Origin of the sequence: Pseudactinotalea suaedae (assembly GCF_009733815.1) — a bacterium.
GTDB lineage: Bacteria > Actinomycetota > Actinomycetes > Actinomycetales > Beutenbergiaceae > Pseudactinotalea > Pseudactinotalea suaedae.
Window position 1 is genome coordinate 392,241 of record NZ_WNXY01000003.1, and the last position, 15,933, is coordinate 408,173.

16 protein-coding genes and 1 riboswitch are annotated in these 15,933 nt (G+C 71.7%); of the genes, 3 read left to right on the plus strand and 13 right to left on the minus strand.

Translation table 11 applies throughout. The features are described 5' to 3' along the window. Nucleotides 1-3: 3 nt before the first annotated feature. The 4 genes from GPA04_RS07385 to GPA04_RS07400 form a co-directional block, all read right to left on the minus strand. Nucleotides 4-861: a VOC family protein gene (locus GPA04_RS07385; protein WP_194238933.1), complete on the minus strand. Its 858-nt coding sequence runs from the start codon at nt 859-861 to the stop codon at nt 4-6. Between the two features lie 168 nt (nt 862-1,029). Then, the gene (locus GPA04_RS07390; protein ID WP_156223421.1) at nt 1,030-1,980 is read right to left on the minus strand and encodes an ABC transporter ATP-binding protein; all 951 of its coding nucleotides are present in this window, start codon (nt 1,978-1,980) and stop codon (nt 1,030-1,032) included. Then, a complete protein-coding gene (locus tag GPA04_RS07395) occupies nt 1,981-3,741 on the minus strand; it encodes an ABC transporter permease (RefSeq protein ID WP_156223422.1) in 1,761 nt (586 codons plus the stop codon). A 122-nt stretch (nt 3,742-3,863) separates the two neighbouring features. Continuing rightward, the gene (locus tag GPA04_RS07400; protein ID WP_156223423.1) at nt 3,864-4,973 is read right to left on the minus strand and encodes a thiamine ABC transporter substrate-binding protein; all 1,110 of its coding nucleotides are present in this window, start codon (nt 4,971-4,973) and stop codon (nt 3,864-3,866) included. Between the two features lie 52 nt (nt 4,974-5,025). Further along, a riboswitch (TPP riboswitch) is annotated at nt 5,026-5,129 on the minus strand. A gap of 64 nt (nt 5,130-5,193) precedes the next feature. On the opposite strand from GPA04_RS07400, the gene GPA04_RS07405 reads away from it, so the two are divergent. Together GPA04_RS07405 and GPA04_RS07410 are read left to right on the plus strand one after the other, a co-directional pair. Beyond that, the gene (locus GPA04_RS07405; protein WP_162458547.1) at nt 5,194-5,430 is read left to right on the plus strand and encodes a DUF4235 domain-containing protein; all 237 of its coding nucleotides are present in this window, start codon (nt 5,194-5,196) and stop codon (nt 5,428-5,430) included. 67 nt (nt 5,431-5,497) lie between these two features. Beyond that, complete coding sequence (locus GPA04_RS07410; RefSeq protein ID WP_156223425.1) at nt 5,498-6,739, plus strand: glucose-1-phosphate adenylyltransferase family protein; 1,242 nt, start codon at nt 5,498-5,500, stop codon at nt 6,737-6,739. A 50-nt stretch (nt 6,740-6,789) separates the two neighbouring features. Here the strand turns inward: GPA04_RS07410 and mnhG are convergent, their stop codons facing one another. From mnhG to GPA04_RS07455, 9 genes are all read right to left on the minus strand, one after another. Next, nucleotides 6,790-7,158, minus strand: a complete 369-nt coding sequence (gene mnhG, locus GPA04_RS07415; RefSeq protein WP_156223426.1) for a monovalent cation/H(+) antiporter subunit G — start codon at nt 7,156-7,158, stop codon at nt 6,790-6,792. Beyond that, nucleotides 7,155-7,562, minus strand: a complete 408-nt coding sequence (locus GPA04_RS07420) for an MrpF/PhaF family protein (protein ID WP_156223427.1) — start codon at nt 7,560-7,562, stop codon at nt 7,155-7,157. The genes mnhG and GPA04_RS07420 overlap by 4 nt, the downstream gene beginning before the upstream one ends. Further along, a complete protein-coding gene (locus GPA04_RS07425) occupies nt 7,559-8,140 on the minus strand; it encodes a Na+/H+ antiporter subunit E (protein ID WP_241680656.1) in 582 nt (193 codons plus the stop codon). The genes GPA04_RS07420 and GPA04_RS07425 overlap by 4 nt, the downstream gene beginning before the upstream one ends. Beyond that, nucleotides 8,133-9,734, minus strand: coding sequence for a Na+/H+ antiporter subunit D (locus GPA04_RS07430; RefSeq protein WP_156223429.1), 1,602 nt, complete (start codon nt 9,732-9,734; stop codon nt 8,133-8,135). The genes GPA04_RS07425 and GPA04_RS07430 overlap by 8 nt, the downstream gene beginning before the upstream one ends. Further along, entirely contained in the window at nt 9,731-10,252 is a 522-nt protein-coding gene (locus tag GPA04_RS07435) for a Na(+)/H(+) antiporter subunit C (protein WP_156223531.1), read from the minus strand. The genes GPA04_RS07430 and GPA04_RS07435 overlap by 4 nt, the downstream gene beginning before the upstream one ends. A 5-nt stretch (nt 10,253-10,257) precedes the next feature. Beyond that, entirely contained in the window at nt 10,258-13,233 is a 2,976-nt protein-coding gene (locus tag GPA04_RS07440; RefSeq protein ID WP_156223430.1) for a Na+/H+ antiporter subunit A, read from the minus strand. Between the two features lie 163 nt (nt 13,234-13,396). Then, on the minus strand, nt 13,397-14,293 hold the full coding sequence (locus tag GPA04_RS07445; protein WP_156223431.1) for a hypothetical protein: 897 nt from the start codon (nt 14,291-14,293) through the stop codon (nt 13,397-13,399). Further along, complete coding sequence (gene dcd, locus GPA04_RS07450; protein ID WP_156223432.1) at nt 14,293-14,871, minus strand: dCTP deaminase; 579 nt, start codon at nt 14,869-14,871, stop codon at nt 14,293-14,295. The genes GPA04_RS07445 and dcd overlap by 1 nt, the downstream gene beginning before the upstream one ends. 51 nt (nt 14,872-14,922) lie before the next feature. Further along, nucleotides 14,923-15,351, minus strand: a complete 429-nt coding sequence (locus GPA04_RS07455) for a VOC family protein (RefSeq protein ID WP_156223433.1) — start codon at nt 15,349-15,351, stop codon at nt 14,923-14,925. A gap of 114 nt (nt 15,352-15,465) precedes the next feature. Between GPA04_RS07455 and GPA04_RS07460 the strand changes: the two genes are divergently transcribed. Then, complete coding sequence (locus tag GPA04_RS07460; RefSeq protein ID WP_241680657.1) at nt 15,466-15,909, plus strand: globin domain-containing protein; 444 nt, start codon at nt 15,466-15,468, stop codon at nt 15,907-15,909. The last annotated feature ends 24 nt before the right edge of the window (nt 15,910-15,933 follow it).

Sequence of the window (15,933 nt, forward strand, 5' to 3'; positions counted from 1 at the left end):
CCCTCAGGCAGCGGCTGCCCGCACCTCGATCAGGGTCTTCCACGGGTCGTCGAACCGGAGCGTCTCGCCGTCGTGCCGGGTCTCGACCGCCGCGGAGCGCAGGCGGGAGACCAGCGCCTCGACGTCGTCCGACGTCGGGAGCTCGATGCTGACCTGACCCAGGCCGAGGGAGGCTGCGCGAGGACCGGCGCCCTGGCTGTTCCAGGTGTTCATGCCGATGTGGTGGTGGTAGCCGCCGGCGGCGACGAAGAGCGCCTGCGAGCCGTACCGGTTCATCACGTCGAAGCCGAGCACGCCCGAGTAGAACTGCTCGGCGAGCGCGATATCGCCGACCTGCAGGTGCACGTGACCGATCACGGCGCCGTCGGCGTCGGGTGCGGGCGCGGCCGGCAGGTGGGTCTGCAGGAAGTCGTTCGGGTCGAGGTAGAGCGACGCCATCTCGACGCCGCCGCCGCTCGTCCGCGTCCACTCCTCGCGCGGGCGGTCGACGTACAGCTCGACGCCGTTGCCCTCCGGGTCGTCGAAGTAGAACGCCTCCGAGACCAGGTGGTCGGCGCTGCCGGTGAAGCTGCGCGGCGCGAACCGCGCGGTGCCGGCGACCGCCCGAGCGAGGCTCGGCCGGTCGGCGAAGAGAATCGCCGTGTGGAACAGGCCGGCGTCACCGCGCTCGAACTCGGGCAGGTCGGAGCGCTGCACGAGCCGCATGATCTGCTCGCCGCCGCGGCCCAGTACGGCCTCGGGGCCGTCGTGGCGCAGCACGTCGAGGCCGACGCCCTCGGCGTAGTAGGCGAGCACGCGGTCGAGGTCGCGGACCAGCAGCTCGACGTCGCCCATCGCTGTGCTCTGTGCCAACCGGTCCATCAGTCGTCCTCCGTGTCGTGCAGCCCGCCCCGAGTGGCGATCTGATTTAGTATTCAACTACTGTACCGCGGCGGGTCGCCGTCGTCCAGGCCCAGGACTGTGAGGTCGCACTCCTGGCTCGAGCGACCTCGGCGGAGGGCTGAGTCAGGAGGGGCTGAGGCGAGTCCGTCAGAGCCGGATCGCGCCGCCGACCTCGATCACGAGCCCGACGGCGGAGCCCGGCTCGATCTCGGCCTCGCCGGTGCGGGCCCGCACCTGTCCCCACCCCTCGACGTCGACCAGGGCGAGCCGCTCGCCCCGTGCGAAGGTCAGGCCCGCGACGACACCCTCGACCTGCGCGACCTCGCCCGACCCGGCCACCCGCAGCGCGCGCGGGCCGAGGGCGAGCGAGCCGCCGTCGTCGGCGGTCACGACGCGGTAGCCCAGGAACGCGGCGGCCTCGGCATCGGTCGGGGCGGCCCAGAGCTCGTCCGGGGAGCCGGTCTGGATCACGCGTCCGGCACGCATGAGGGCGACCCGGTGCGCGACCGTGAACGCCTCGTCGTGGTCGTGCGTGACGTACACGGCGGTGGTGCCGGTGGCGCGCAGGATCCCGGCGATCTCCACCGCGAGACGCTCGCGCAGGCCTCGGTCGAGAGCGGACAGCGGCTCGTCGAGCAGCAGCAACCGCGGTTGCGGAGCGAGCGCACGCGCGAGCGCGACCCGCTGCTGCTCCCCGCCCGAGAGCGTGCTGATCGGGCGCCGCTCGTACCCGGCGAGCCCGACGAGCTCCAGCAGCTCGGCCACCCGCGCGCGGTCGCGACGGCCCGCCATCTGCAGCCCGAACGCCACGTTCCCGGCGACGTCGCGGTGCGGGAACAGCTGACCGTCCTGGAACATCAGGCCGAAGCCGCGGCGGTGCACCGGCACCTCGGCGAGATCCTGACCCTCCCAGCGCACGCGTCCGGCCGCCAGCGGTTCCAGCCCGGCGACCGCGCGCAGCAACGACGACTTGCCGCAGCCGGAGGGACCGAGCAGTGCGAGCACCTCACCGGCCGCCATCTCGAGGCTGACCTCGTCGACCGCCGGTGCGGCTGCTCTCTCGTAGACGACGCTCACGCCGTCGATGCGAAGCGACATCTACCACTCCCCCGATCCGGCGCCGCCGGCGCTGCGCAGCCGTTCGGCGATCCCCATGATCGTCGCTGTCAGGAGCGCGAGCACCACCGCTGCGGCGAGCGCCATCCCGTAGTTCTCCGCGCCGGGCCGGCTGAGCAGGCGCACCACCACGACCGGCAGGGTGGGCCGGTCCGGCCGGGCGAGGAACGCCGTCGCCCCGAACTCTCCGAGCGAGACCGCGAACGCGAACCCCACCGCGAGACCGAGCGAGCGCACCAGGAACGGCCCGTCGACGTGGGCGAGCACCCGCCCGGGTGTCGCACCCAGGACGGCGGCCACCTCGCGGAGCCGGGGGTCGATCGCCCGCAGCACGGGCAGCACGGTCCGCACCACCAGCGGGATCGCCACCACCGCCTGCGCGATCGGGATCAGCACCAGCGAGCTGCGCAGGTCGAGCGGCGGCCGGTTGAGCGTGATGAGGAAGCCGAACCCGACCGTGACCGCCGAGACCCCCAGCGGCAGCATCACCGCGGCGTCCATGAGCCCGATAGCCCGGCGCGCGGTACGGCTGCGGGGCCGCCGCGAGACCACCAGCGCGACCAGCGTGCCGACGACGACCGCGATCACCGTGGCGTCCACCGCGGTGCGCAGCGACGTGAGCAGCGCGTCCCACACCGTCACGCTCAACGCGTTGGGACCCCCCGTCGTGCCGAGCGCCACGTAGTTGCCGAGCCCCCACCCGGACGGGGTACGGAAGCTCGCCACCAGCAGGTGGACCAGCGGGAAGGCGAGCAGGCCGAGCCCGACGGCGGCCGTCACCGCCGCCGGGACGAGGTCACCCCAGCCGGTCGCCGCGCTCGGGCGCAGCCGCAGCGGTCGCAGCCGCACCACGGTGCCGGCGAGGTGCAGAGCGCGTTCCCGGCTCCGGCGCGTGTAGGCCGAGACGGCCAGCACGACCGTGATCACCACCAGCTGCGCGACCGAGAGCACGGCGGCGGCGCGCAGGTCGAGGAACTGCGTGGTCTGGACCCAGATCTCGGTCTCGATCGTGCCGTAGCGGGTGCCGCCGAGGATCAGCACGACGCCGAACGCCGTGGCGCAGAACAGGAACACGATCGAGGCCGCCGAGGCGATCGCCGGTGCGAGCATCGGCAGCGTGACCGAGACGAACGCGCGCCACGGGGACGCCCCGAGCGCGCGCGCCGCCTCCTCGGCGCGCGGGTCGAGGCGCTCCCACAGCCCGCCGACCGTGCGCACCACGACCGCGTAGTTGAAGAACACGAGCGCGGCCACGATCGCGGCGAGGCTGCCGTCGAGGTCGAGGAAGCCCAGCGGCCCCGAGCTGGCGAGCAACGCCCGGAAGGCGACCCCGACCACCACGGTCGGCAGCACGAACGGCACCGTCACCAGCGCCCGCAGCACGGTGCGGCCGCGGAACGTGCACCGGTACAGCACGTAGGCCGCGGGCAGACCGAGCAGCAGGGAGAACCCGGTTCCCAGGCTCGCCTGCAGCAGCGTCAGCCCGACGAACCTCCAGGTGCGGGGCCGGCCGAGCACCTCGGCGAATCCGCTCAGGTCGAGGGCGCCCTCGGTGACGAACCCGCGGGCCACGAGCGCCGCCGTCGGCCAGGCGAAGAACACCCCGAGGAACGCCAGCGGCACCACCACGGCGACCGCCCACCCGACCCAGCCGAGCGCCGCCGCCCGCGCGGCTCCACCTCGCGGCTCGCGGGCCCCGCCACGGCCACCGAGCAGGGGTTCCTGCGCGGTATCGCTGGCCATACCGGGCAGAACCCCCTGCTCGACCGCGCTGGCGGGGGCCGGGGCTGGGACGAAGGCTGTGGCAGGGTCGGCAGCCGGGTCCGGGCTGGCGGCTGGGTGGGTTCCGGGGGCAGGCATGGGGGTCAGTCGATGACGGTCTCGGTCCAGGTCTGGATCCAGGCGTCGCGACCGGCGGCGATCTCCTCGGGACCGACCTCGAACGGGGCCGGCGAGAGCGGCGCGTGCTCGACCCAGTAGCCGGGCAGCTCGACCTGGTCGTCGACCGGGTAGACGAACATGCTCTCGGGCAGCGCCGCCTGGACGTCGGTGCTGAGCATGAAGTCGACCCACGCCTGTCCGCCCTCGGGGTTCGCGGCCCCCTCGATCACGCCGACGTACTCGACCTGGCGGAAGCAGGTCTCGAGCAGCGCCCCGGTCGGGCTCTCGGCCTCGCCCTCGGTCACCTCGAAGGCGGGCGAGGTGGAGTAGGACAGCACGATCGGGCGGTCGCCCTGACCCTCGGAGCCGGAGAAGTCGACGTAGTAGGAGTCGGACCACCCGCTGGTGATCTCGAGCCCGTTCTCCCGCAGCCCCGCCCAGTACTGCGCGAAGCCGTCCTCGCCGAACGCGCCGATCGTCGCCACCAGCATGGCCAGCCCCGGCGAGGAGGTCGCGGGGTTGCTCACCACCGTCAGGTTCGCGTACTCGGGCTCCAGCAGGTCCTCGAAGGTGGTGGGCTCGGCGATGCCGGCCTCGGCGAACCACTCGCGGTCCACGTTGAGGCAGACGTCGCCGATGTCGACCGGGGTCAGCGCGTCGGAGCCGGGGACCAGGTACTGCTCCGCGCTGCTCGGCAGCGCGGGCGAACTGTAGGAGGCGAACACCTCCTCGGTGATCGCGCGGGAGGCGAACGTGTTGTCGACGCCGTACGCGACATCGCCCAGCGGGGCGTCCTTGGTGAGGATGAGCTGGTTGACCAGCGCGCCGCCGTCTCCGGGGGCGCTGACCTCCACGGCGTAGCCGGTCTCGGTCTCGAACTGCTCGATCAGCTCGTCGGGGAGCGCGAAGGAGTCGTGGGTGACGACCCTGACGACCGACCCGGTGCCCTCCTGGGACGCGCCGCTCTCCGGGTCGGACCCGTCGCCGCCGATCACCGAGCAGCCGGTCGCGAGATGGACGAGCCCGGCGAACGCGGCGAAGGTTGCGGTGCGGGGGCGGCGGGTGCGCCGCCGTGTGCTGCTGATGCTGGTCATGCTGGCCTCCTCAGGGCTGCTGAGAAGGGGTTCAGTCACCCGGACGGATGACAACGAGAGTTGCTCGACTCCCTTCGCCGGTGCTAACCGGAGCAGGTTCGAGGGTCTGCGGCTCGCCGCACTCTCAGCGCCTTGCGCGCTCCCCTGTCGTTGAGGCAACGCTAGCGCATGGCGCTGGCGCACATAGGGTGGGTGCTGACCGACAGACCTGGAGGATCGCGTGAACCCGCAGAAGCTGATCGCCACCGTGGCCACCCTGGGCGCCGGGCTCGTCGCCACCAAGGCGATCTCGTTGGCCTGGAAGGGCGTCACCGGGCACGAGCCGCCCAAGGCGATCGACGACGACGGCGAGATCTCCGTCGTCGAGGTCATCATCTTCGCGGCGGTGAGCGCAGCCGTCGCGGCCGCCGTGCGCTCCTACGTGGTCCGTGGCACCAAGAAGTGGCTCGACGCCTGACGTCAGGCGCCTGATCGGCGCCGCCACCACCCCTCCGGCCCGAGGACCCGCTCACTAGGATCGTGCCATGGCTCGCCTCGACGTCCTCGCACTGGTGCTCGCCGGCGGTGCGGGAAGTCGCATGGAGGTCCTCACGCAGGACCGTGCCAAGCCTGCGCTCCCGTTCGCCGGGGTCTACCGGCTCCTCGACTTCCCGCTGAGCAACCTGCGGCACAGCGCCATCGACGACGTCTGGCTGCTCGTCCAGTTCGAGACCCAGAGCATCCTCGACGTGGTGGCCGGGGGACGTCCGTGGGACCTGGACCGCAGCCACGGCGGGCTCCGGATCGTGCCGCCGCAGCAGGAGTCGGGCGACGACGGCGGCCAGTGGCACGCGGGGAACGCGCACGCCATCTACACCAACCGGCACCTGATCGCGGGCGCGGAGCCCGACGCGCTGCTCGTCATGAGCGCCGATCACGTGTACAAGCTCGACTACGCCGACGTGGTGGCCCAGCATCAGCGCACCGGAGCCGAGGCGACCGTCGTCACCACGCGCGTGCCGGTCGCGCAGGCCAAGCACCACGTCGTGCTCGACATCGACGAGGGCGGGATCGTCCGCGGCTGCGAGGTCAAGCCGGAGAAGCCCTCGCACGGGGTCGTCGCCGCCGAGGTCTTCGTCTTCGACACCGCCGTCGCCCTCGAGCTCCTCGAGCAGCTCGGGCAGGACGACGACGCCGACGGCGAGGGGCTGGGCGACTTCGGGGACCGGCTGCTCCCTGCCCTCGTCGAGCGTGGCCGCGTCCACGAGTTCGCCTTGTCGGGCTACTGGAAGGACGTCGGCCGGCCCGAGACCTACTTCGCGGCGCATCGCGACGTGCTGGTGGCCCGGAGCCGCCGCCGCAGCTCCGACCTGCAGCTCGACGACAGCGCCTGGCCGATCCTGACCCACGACGTGCCGCGGATGCCGGCACTCATCGAGAGCGGCGGGCAGGTGGTCGACAGCCTGGTCGGGCCGGCGTGCCGGATCGCCGGCCGGGTGGAGCGCAGCGTCCTCGGCCCCGGGGTCGTGGTGCAGGAGGGCGCCGTGGTGCGCGACTCGATCCTCCTCAACGACGTCACGGTGCGGGCGCGTGCCCGCGTGCAGCACGCGATCGTCGCCGACGGCGCGACGGTGGGCGCCGATGCCGTGGTGGGCGCCGGCATCTCGGGGGACCTGCCGACCAGCGACGAGCTGGTGCTGATCGGTGCCGCGGCCCGGATCGCCGCCGGAGCGAAGGTCCCCGCCGGCGACCGTATCGACCCTGGTGGCCGCCGGCGGGCGACCTGAGTCAGGCGCCTGGCGAGGTTGCGCGTCGCCGATCGCCGTGGCCGGTCGGGCTAGCTGCTCGAGGGCGGGATCGGCGTGGACTTGGCGCGGTCGAGGTCCTCGGTGAGCTCATCGATCACGAGCAGGTCCTCGCGCACCTTGCCGGTCCGGTAGCCGGAGCGGCCCACCATGTGCGCCGACACGGGTGCGGTCATGAACTGGAACAGCACGACGATGGTCAGCTTCCAGGTCAGCTGGCTCGAGCCGAGTGACGCAGCGAGCCCTGCCATCACCAGCATCAGCCCGAGCACCTGTGGCTTGGTGGCCGCGTGCATGCGGGAGAGCAGGTCCGGGAAGCGCAGCGCTCCGATGGCGGCGATGAGGTTGAGGGCGCAGCCGAGGAAGAAGCAGATCGAGGCGAACCAGTCGAGCACGCTCATCGCGGGTCCTCGCTCTCGGGGTAGGCGCGGCGCATCGCGTCCTCGCGGCCACCGACGCGGCGCTTGCTCTCCTTGGCGAGCGAGGCCCGCATCCGGCCGTCGTGGGCGCGGACCTCCTCGGGTGTGAGGATCCGCCCCTCGTCCTCGGGCTCGACGGCGACGAACCGCGCCAGCGTGACCGATCCGACGAACCCGACGAGCGAGAGCACCACGAGCACGTTGACCAGGTCGGTACGTTCGGCGGCCGCGCTCCACAGCGCCAACGCGGCGATGACCACGCCGACGAGCATGTCGAGGGCGATCGTCCGGTCGAGCATCGACGGGCCCCGCTCGATCCGGACCACGATGATGATGGCCGCGGCCGCCAGCATCAGACCACCGACCCACAGCACGACCGGGCTCATCGCGTCACCTCCGCAGCAGGTCGTCGGCGCAGCAGCCGCCGGCGCGGCGGCAGGCCTGCCTCCGCGAGCGCCTCGTCGGTCGCGAACGCGTACAGCACGCGCCGCTCGACCTTGAGGCAGTGATCACGGGCGCCGTCGATGCCGCCGGCCTCGGCCACGTCGAACACGTGGACGTACAGGGTGCCGGTCAGCCGGTGCGCCTCGACGATGATCGACCCCGGCACCAGCGAGCACAGCTGGGCGGTGATCGTCAGGAACAGGTCAGAGTGGGAGCGCAGCCGCACCCGGATCACGGCGCCGTGCGGCGGCTCGCCCGGTGACAGCGCCTTCTTGGCCACCTGCACCGACGCCATCACCACGTCGCCCAGGAACCAGACGACCAGCACCACGATCCCGGGCAGCCAGGGGCGGCCCTCGAACCCGACCTTCGGCATCCGCAGCAGCGTCACCAGCAGCACAGCGAGCACGAGTCCCACGACGACGTTCGCCACCGTCAGGTCACCCCAGAGCAGCACCCACACCGCGGCGAGCCACAGCACCATCGGCCACCGGGTCCAGAACTTCACGCGCTCAGCCATCATCGCCTCCGTCGGTGGCGTCGTCGGTGGCCGACTCGGTCTCGCTCGGGTCCTGGGTGGGATCGTCGGCGGCCTCGTCGCTGGTGCCGTCTCCGCGGTCGCCGTTGGTCAGCACGGCGGAGACGTACGGCGTGCGTGACTGCAGGTCGGTGGCGGCCGAGGCCGTGTACGTGCTGAGCGGTCCACCGACCACGGCGAAGGCGAGGCCCACGGCCGCCAGCGCAGCAGCGGGACCGAACATGGAGCGCGGGATCGACGTCTCGGGCAACGGCTCCGGGGCCTCCTGCCAGAACGCCTTGTTCCACGCCTTGACGATGGCGTACAGCGTCAGGAGCGAGGTCAGCAGCCCGGCAGCCACGCCCACGTACGCCAGCGGCGTGCCGAGCTCGGCACCGGCCTGCAGCAGCCCCACCTTGCCGAGGAACCCCGACATCGGGGGGATGCCGGCGAGGTTCATCGCGGGGATGAAGAACAGGACCCCGAGCGCCGGCGCCAGCCGCGCCAGGCTCCCGAGGTTCTCCAGCGACGTCGTACCACCTCGCCGTTCGATCAGTCCCGAGACCAGGAACAGGGCGGTCTGCACCGTGATGTGGTGCGCGACGTAGAAGATCGCGGCCGCCAGGCCGGCCTTGTTGGCGAGGGCGACCCCGAAGATCATGTAGCCGATGTGGCTGACCAGCGTGAAGGACAGCAGACGTTTCAGGTCGTCCTGCGCGACGGCACCCACGATGCCCACGAGCATGGTGACGATCGAGGCGACGAGCAGCACGTCGTCGAGCCGACCCTCGGGGAACATCAGGGTCTGGGTACGAAGGATCGCGTACACACCGACCTTGGTGAGCAGGCCGGCGAACACCGCGGTGACCGGCGCGGGCGCCGTCGGGTAGGAGTCCGGGAGCCAGGCCGAGAGTGGGAACACCGCCGCCTTGATGAGGAAGCCGAGCAGCAGCATCACCTGCAGCACCAGCGCCATGCCGGGGTCGATGTTGCCGAGCCGCTCGGCGAGCTGGGCCATGTTCAGGGTGCCGGTGGCGGCGTAGACGAGCCCGATCGCGATGAGGAACAGGACCGAGGACAGAAGCGAGACGACGACGTAGATCGACCCGGCTCGGATGCGCTCGCCGGTGCCGCCGAGCGTCAGCAGCACGAAGCTGGCGCCGAGCAGGATCTCGAAGCCGACGTAAAGGTTGAACAGGTCTCCGGTCAGGAACGCGTTCGCGACCCCTGCTGCCAGCACGAGGTAGGTGGGGTGGTAGATCGCGACCGGTGCGCCCTCGTTGCCGTCGGCCAGGCCTTGAGCGAGCGAGTACAGCAGCACGCAGAGCAGCACGATCGCGGAGATCAGCAGCATCAGCGCCGACAGCCGGTCCGCGATCAGCGAGATGCCCACCGGGGCGCTCCACTCGCCGACGTTGACCACCTGCGGACCGTCGTGGTGCGCCAGGTACATCAGTGCGCCGGAGGCGAGCACCACCAGCGTGATGGCGATCGCGGAGATGATGCCCTGGAGCCTGCTGCGGCCGCCGAGCGCGAGCGTCAGGCCTGCGGCCACCAACGGGATGACGACAGGGAGCGGGACGAGCCAGGTGTTCACGAGGCGTCACCGCCTCGTGCCGGGGTCTCGACGGCGCCGAGCCCGGGCTGGTTCGTGGAGGTGCTCGGCAGCGGCGTCTCCTCGGTCTCGTCGCGAGCCTCGGCCGCCTCGACGTCGAGGTCGGCCGCGCCCTCGTCGGCGCGGTCGGGGGTGCCGACCTTCGCCAGCCGGTCGGCGACCCGACGGTCCTCGAGGTCGTCCTGCACCTCGTCGTGGCCGTGCAGCTGCCAGCTGCGGTAGGCCATCGCCAGCACGAACGCGCTCAGCCCGAGCGAGATCACGATCGCCGTCAGCACCATCGCCTGCGGCAGCGGGTCGGACATCTCCTCCGTGGGCGTGGTTCCCACGAGCGGAGGACCGCCCGCGCGACCACTCATCACGAGGTACATCACGTTCACGCCGTTGCTGACCAGGACCAGCCCGATGACGATCCGCGAGAGGCTGCGCTCGAGGAGCAGGTAGACGCCGCAGCCGATGAGCGCACCTGCGGTGAGGACGAGAACGAGGGCGGGGCTCATCTCCATCAGGACGATCCCCCTTCGCTGCGCGACGCGCCGACCTCGGCCGCGGGTCGGATGTCGTTGGGGGTGTCGCGCGGGGAGTCGAACGCGATCTCCGGTGCGGACGTCCCGGCCGCCTCACCTTGGCGGTCGACCTCCGCGCCGAGCGTGCGGAGCACGTCGAGCACGAGGCCGACGACGACGAGGAAGACGCCGATGTCGAACAGCAGGGTGGACACGATCTTGATGTCGCCGAAGATCCCGGCGGAGAACTCGATCACGACCGACTGCAGCATGGTGCCCCCGAACAGCAGCGGGATGGCCCCGCCGCCGGCGGAGAGGAACAGCCCGGTCCCCAGCAGCGCACCCGGCAGCACCGGCGCCGCTTCTCCGAGCTCGAAGCGACCACCGGCGAGATAGCGGATCACCAGCCCGACACCCGCGACGATGCCGGCCGCGAACCCTCCCCCGGGTGCGTTGTGCCCGCTGAAGAGCAGGAACAACGAGTAGAGCAGCATCGTGTGGAAGACGAGTCGCGTGGTGACCTCGAGGATCACCGAGCGTCGCTGCGGGGCGAGCGTCTCGCCGCCGGAGAGCCACTGGCGGCCACGCCCCCCGCTCGGCGCCCCGCCGGCGGCGCGCAGCGGTGCGAGGGGATCCGGGACGTCCTCGGCCCAGACCGAGGAGCGGTCGGCGTCGCGGGCACGCAGCACCGAGCCCGAGCGGGTGCGCAGGAAGATCAGCGAGGCGACGCCGGTGGCGGCGGCCAGCAGAACCGAGATCTCGCCCATCGTGTCCCAGGCGCGGATGTCCACGAGCGTCACGTTGACGACGTTCTTGCCGTACCCGAAGACGTAGGCCTCCTCGGGGAACAGCACCCAGATAGGTTCGTCGACCCGGTAGCCGGGCGCGACCAGGGCGAGCGCCATCACGGTGAGAGCCACCGCGACCGCGAGCACGATCCGCCACCACCGGTCGGCTGCGAGCGGCCGGTTCGAGTAGTAGGCCGGCAGCCGTCGCAGCACGAGGACGAAGATCACGATGAAGACCGTCTCGACGAGTGCCTGCGTCAGCGCGAGGTCGGGTGCACCGTGGATCGCGAACAGCATGACCACGCCGTAGCCGGTGATTCCGGCGAGGATCGCCGACTTCAGGCGCCGCCGGGCCCGTGCGGTCAGCACGGCACCGATGACCACGACGACGCCGACGACCGCCTGTGCCGGGGTGTCCCACCAGCGCCACGAGGCCACCGTCACCCCGCCCACGGCCATCGCCGTGGTGGCCGAGATGACCATGACCGTCAGGATCACGGCGAGGTAGAGCGGCAGGGAGCCGCGCTGGGTGCGCGAGGTGATGACGACGGCCACCCGGTCCAGCCGCCGCATCATGGAGCGGTAGACCTGGTCCATGTCCGGGAGCTTCGGCGCACGCCCCTGCAGCCGTTCGACCCTCTCCCGTACCAGGAACAACCCGGTGCCGGCCCCGATGATCAGGATCGTGAGCAGCACCGGCAGCCCCCACCCGGCCCACAGCGCGAGGTGGCCGGGCTCACCGGTCGGGTACGTCTCGGCGTAGGGAAGCAGCAGCGTCTCGCCCATCAGCGGGAACACGCCGGCGAGGACACCCAGCACCGCGAGCACGTTCGGGGAGACGAACAGGCCAGCAGCCTCGCGGTCCACCGGCCGGTCCTCGACGCCCTTCTTGCTGCCGAACGCACCCCAGAGGAACCGGGCGCCGTAGGCGAAGGTCAGGATCGAACCGACGACGACGATGACCAGGGTCACGGTCGAGGCGACGTCGTCGGTGCGCAGGCTCGCGAGCACCGCCTCCTTGCCGACGTACCCGGCGGCGGGCGGGATGCCGACCATCGAGGCCGTCGCCAGCAGTGCAGGGATGAAGGCCCAGCGCAGGGTGCGGTGCAGCCCCGACAGCTCGCGCAGGTCACGGGTGCCGGTGGCGGCGTCGACCACACCGACCGTGAGGAACAGGGCCGCCTTGAACATCGCGTGCGCGCCCACGAGTGCCAGACCCGCGAGCGCGACGCCCTGATCGGGCTGGCCGACCAGCAGGATGAGGAAACCGAGCTGGGAGACGGTGCCGAACGCGAGCACCAGCTTGAGGTCGTGCTGCCGCAGCGCGCGGTATCCACCGAGGATCATCGTGACCCCCGCGCTGACGAGCACGGTGTAGCGCCAGGCAGGCACCTCGGCGTACCCGGGCGCGAGCCGCGCGACCAGGTAGACGCCGGCCTTGACCATCGCCGCGGCGTGCAGGTACGCCGAGACCGGGGTGGGGGCGGCCATGGCACCCGGGAGCCAGAAGTGGAACGGCACCAGGGCGGACTTGCTCAGCGCGCCGACGAGCAGACAGATCAGGGCGACCGGCAGCAGCGGGCCGGAGCTGTCGATCGGGTTGGCGACGAGCTCCCGCAACGAGTACGAGCCGCCGTCGATCTGGCCGAGGATCACGATGCCACCGAGCATCGCCAGACCACCGAAGGTGGTGACGATGATCGCCTGCATCGCGGCGCGGCGGGCGCCCTTGCGGTCGAAGTAGTGGCCCACCAGCAGGTAGGAGAAGACCGTCGTCAGCTCCCAGAACACGTACAGCACGAGCGTGTTGTCGGTGGTGACGAGGCCGAGCATCGCGCCGGCGAACCCGACGAACACCGCGGCGAACCGGCCGAGATACTTGGCGCCGGTGGCGAAGTACCAGGAGCAGTAGAAGAGCACGAACGTGCCGACGCCGCCGACGATCACCGTCATGAACCACGACAGCACGTCGAGGCGGAAGTCGAGGTTCATCCCGATCGCCGGCATCCAGTCCAGCGAGACCATCGGGCCGTCCCCCGCCAGCACCGCCGGGGTCTGCACCAACGCCCAGATCGCCGTCGCAGCGGGCGCCGCCGCCAGCACGAGGAAGCCCCGCCGCCCCATCAGCCTCATGAGCGCGGGCGCGACGAGAGCCGCCGCGATGTGCGCCAACAGAAGCTGCAGCACGTCCGCTCCGAACTGTGGGGGTGGGCGTGGTCAAGGGACGTCGAGCGAACCAGCGCTGGACCCTTGGGAGGGTCTGAGGACCGAGGCGTCGCCGCAACGCTGGCATTCTACCGGCGCGAAAGCGGGCACCGTCCCCGCGTCCCGTATGTGGAGGGGGCGGGGCTCAGTCGAGCGTGACGAGGAACCCGTCGTCGTCGACGACGTAGCCGCCGACGGATTCGAGCAGCGCCTTGGTGGCGGCGTCGACCCTCTCGACGGCCTCGCCCGGCACGCTCGATCCGGCCGGGTGACAGCGCACCTCGTACAGGATGGTCCCGGCCGGCAGCAGACCCGCCAGCACCGGCGGCACCCCGATGGCCGCCTCGACGGCGACCGACCAGACCGTGCCGTCCGGACCGGTGGCGAGCACCCCGTAGGAGTCGGTGACGTCGGGCTCGGCGAGCGCCGCCGCGTCGTAGGCGTCCGCCTCGGCGTGCAGCCAGCGCCGCTCCCCCTCGTCGGCGAGCAGGCTCGTGCCGCTGGCAGCGTCGGGCGGGAGGCCGCGCCGTCCGGCGCCCTCGAGGTCGCCGCCCTCCAGCGAGACCCCCGGCAGGTGTGGCGTGAGCACGTGCACCAGCGCGTCGGGGTGCAGCCAGATCTCGCTGTAGAGCAGCAGGTCCGTGTGGGGCGGCGGGGTCAGCAGCGAACCGGTGCTGGTGAGCACGGCGCCGCCGAGCCTGCGCGCCAGCGCGAGCCCCAGCTCGAGCATCTCGCGCTCGGTGCCGCCTGGCTCGCCCTCGGCGAAGGCGTCGAGCAGACCGCCGCGACCCCGCAGCTCCACCGGGACCGGGGCGCCACGCTGCTCGGGCGCCTCGAGCCGGTAGAGGGCAACCGCCCAGGCGGGGAGGTCGGCCACCGCTGCCGGCACCGGGCCCTCGACCAGGCACCCGGGCAGGACGTCCATGCGGAGGTGAGCTCCGCCGTCGTCGAGGACCTCGGAGGGGAACCGGGACAGGACGAGAGCCTGGACGTCAGCGGGTGTGACGCCGTCGGGCACGACCAGGAGGTGACCCGGCTGCATCAGCCGACGTCGGTGCGGTGGAAACCCACGTGCGAGCGTGAGGCGGTCGGGCCCCGCTGGTTCTGGTACCGCGACCCGGAGGCGCCCGAGCCGTACGGGCGCTCGGAGGGGCTGGTGAGGCGGAAGTAGCAGAGCTGGCCGATCTTCATCCCCGGCCAGAGCGTGATCGGCAGCGTCGCGACATTGCTCAGCTCCAGGGTGACGTGGCCCGAGAAGCCGGGATCGATGAAGCCGGCCGTCGAGTGCGTCAGGAGCCCGAGACGACCGAGGGAGGACTTGCCCTCCAGACGCGCGGCCACGTCATCGGGAAGGGTGACGAGCTCGAACGTGGAGCCGAGGACGAACTCCCCCGGGTGCAGCACGAACGCCTCGTCCGGCCGGACCTCGACCAGGCGGGTCAGGTCCGGCTGGTCGGCGGCGGGATCGATCACCGGGTACTTGTGGTTGTCGAAGAGGCGGAAGTAGCGGTCGAGCCGGACATCGATCGAGGACGGCTGGATCATCGCCTCGTCGAACGGCTCCAGCACGATACGGCCAGAGCTCAGCTCGACGCGCAGATCGCGGTCAGAGAGCAGCACGGGCGCCACGGTATCAACGGCCCGGCACGCGGCCGGCCGCCCGGTGCCCGTTCAGGCGGCCGGTGCGGAGATGTTCACCATCCAGCCGACGCCGAACCTGTCGGTGAGCATCCCGAAGTGGTCACCCCAGGGAGCCTGCGTGAGCGGCTCCACGATCGTGGCGCCCTCGGCGAGCTTCTCCCAGTAGCCGGTGAGCTCGGCCTCGTCGTCGCCCGACAACGAGACCGAGATGTTGCCGCCCGGGCTGTGCTCGACCGAGCCGGGGGTGTCGGCGACCATGAGGTTGAAGCCCGCGGGGGTGCCGAGGTAGCCGTGCATGACCTTGGCGGCATCCGAGGGATCGCCGCCGGCGTCGGCGGAGAAACCGGAGTCGCCGAACGTCATGATGCTCGGCTCACCGCCGAACACACCGGCGTAGAACTCCAACGCCTCCCGTGCGTTGTCACGGAAGCTGATGTACGGGTTGAGCATGCTGGCCATGGTGGCTCCTGACGCGGACCGTGGTGAGGCGGCCAGGATCCCACCGATGAGGCGACGGCGGAAGGATTTCGACAACGGGAACCGTGCTGCGGCTCAGGGTGCGACCCTGGTGCGGTGACCTCGATCTACGCAGCGATGGGCGGCGAGGACGCCGTGCAGAGGCTCGCGCAGGCGTGGCACACGCGGTGCCTGGCCGACCCGGTCGTCAGCCACGCCTTCGCCCGCGGCCACCATCCCGCCCACACCGACCGGCTCGCCGCCTACTGGGGTGAGCAGCTGGGTGGCCCGGCGCGCTACACCGCGACGATCGGGGATCACAGCGGCGTGCTCGCGATGCACAGCGGCAACGGCGAGCACCACGAGATGGATCGCCTCGCCGAGGCGTGCTTCGCCGGGGCGCTCGACGACGTCGCCATCACCGAGCCCCGGCTCCGCGAGAGCCTGACGGCGTGGTTCACAGCGATGATCGCCGAGATGAGCCGGTTCCCCGACAGCCGTGGCGACGTCCCCGCGGGGGAGTCCGTGCCGAAGTGGAGCTGGGACGGCCGGGTGGGCTGACCGCCCTCGCGGCGACGAGACGCG

Excerpts from the sequence above, each read along its gene's own strand:
- GPA04_RS07385 (WP_194238933.1), bottom strand. The coding sequence starts at position 861 with ATGGACCGGTTGGCACAGAGCACAGCGATGGGCGACGTCGAGCTGCTG.
- GPA04_RS07390 (WP_156223421.1), bottom strand. The coding sequence starts at position 1,980 with ATGTCGCTTCGCATCGACGGCGTGAGCGTCGTCTACGAGAGAGCAGCC.
- GPA04_RS07395 (WP_156223422.1), bottom strand. The coding sequence starts at position 3,741 with ATGGCCAGCGATACCGCGCAGGAACCCCTGCTCGGTGGCCGTGGCGGG.
- GPA04_RS07400 (WP_156223423.1), bottom strand. The coding sequence starts at position 4,973 with ATGACCAGCATCAGCAGCACACGGCGGCGCACCCGCCGCCCCCGCACC.
- GPA04_RS07410 (WP_156223425.1), top strand. The coding sequence starts at position 5,498 with ATGGCTCGCCTCGACGTCCTCGCACTGGTGCTCGCCGGCGGTGCGGGA.
- mnhG (WP_156223426.1), bottom strand. The coding sequence starts at position 7,158 with ATGAGCGTGCTCGACTGGTTCGCCTCGATCTGCTTCTTCCTCGGCTGC.
- GPA04_RS07420 (WP_156223427.1), bottom strand. The coding sequence starts at position 7,562 with ATGAGCCCGGTCGTGCTGTGGGTCGGTGGTCTGATGCTGGCGGCCGCG.
- GPA04_RS07425 (WP_241680656.1), bottom strand. The coding sequence starts at position 8,140 with ATGGCTGAGCGCGTGAAGTTCTGGACCCGGTGGCCGATGGTGCTGTGG.
- GPA04_RS07435 (WP_156223531.1), bottom strand. The coding sequence starts at position 10,252 with ATGAGCCCCGCCCTCGTTCTCGTCCTCACCGCAGGTGCGCTCATCGGC.
- GPA04_RS07445 (WP_156223431.1), bottom strand. The coding sequence starts at position 14,293 with ATGCAGCCGGGTCACCTCCTGGTCGTGCCCGACGGCGTCACACCCGCT.
- GPA04_RS07455 (WP_156223433.1), bottom strand. The coding sequence starts at position 15,351 with ATGGCCAGCATGCTCAACCCGTACATCAGCTTCCGTGACAACGCACGG.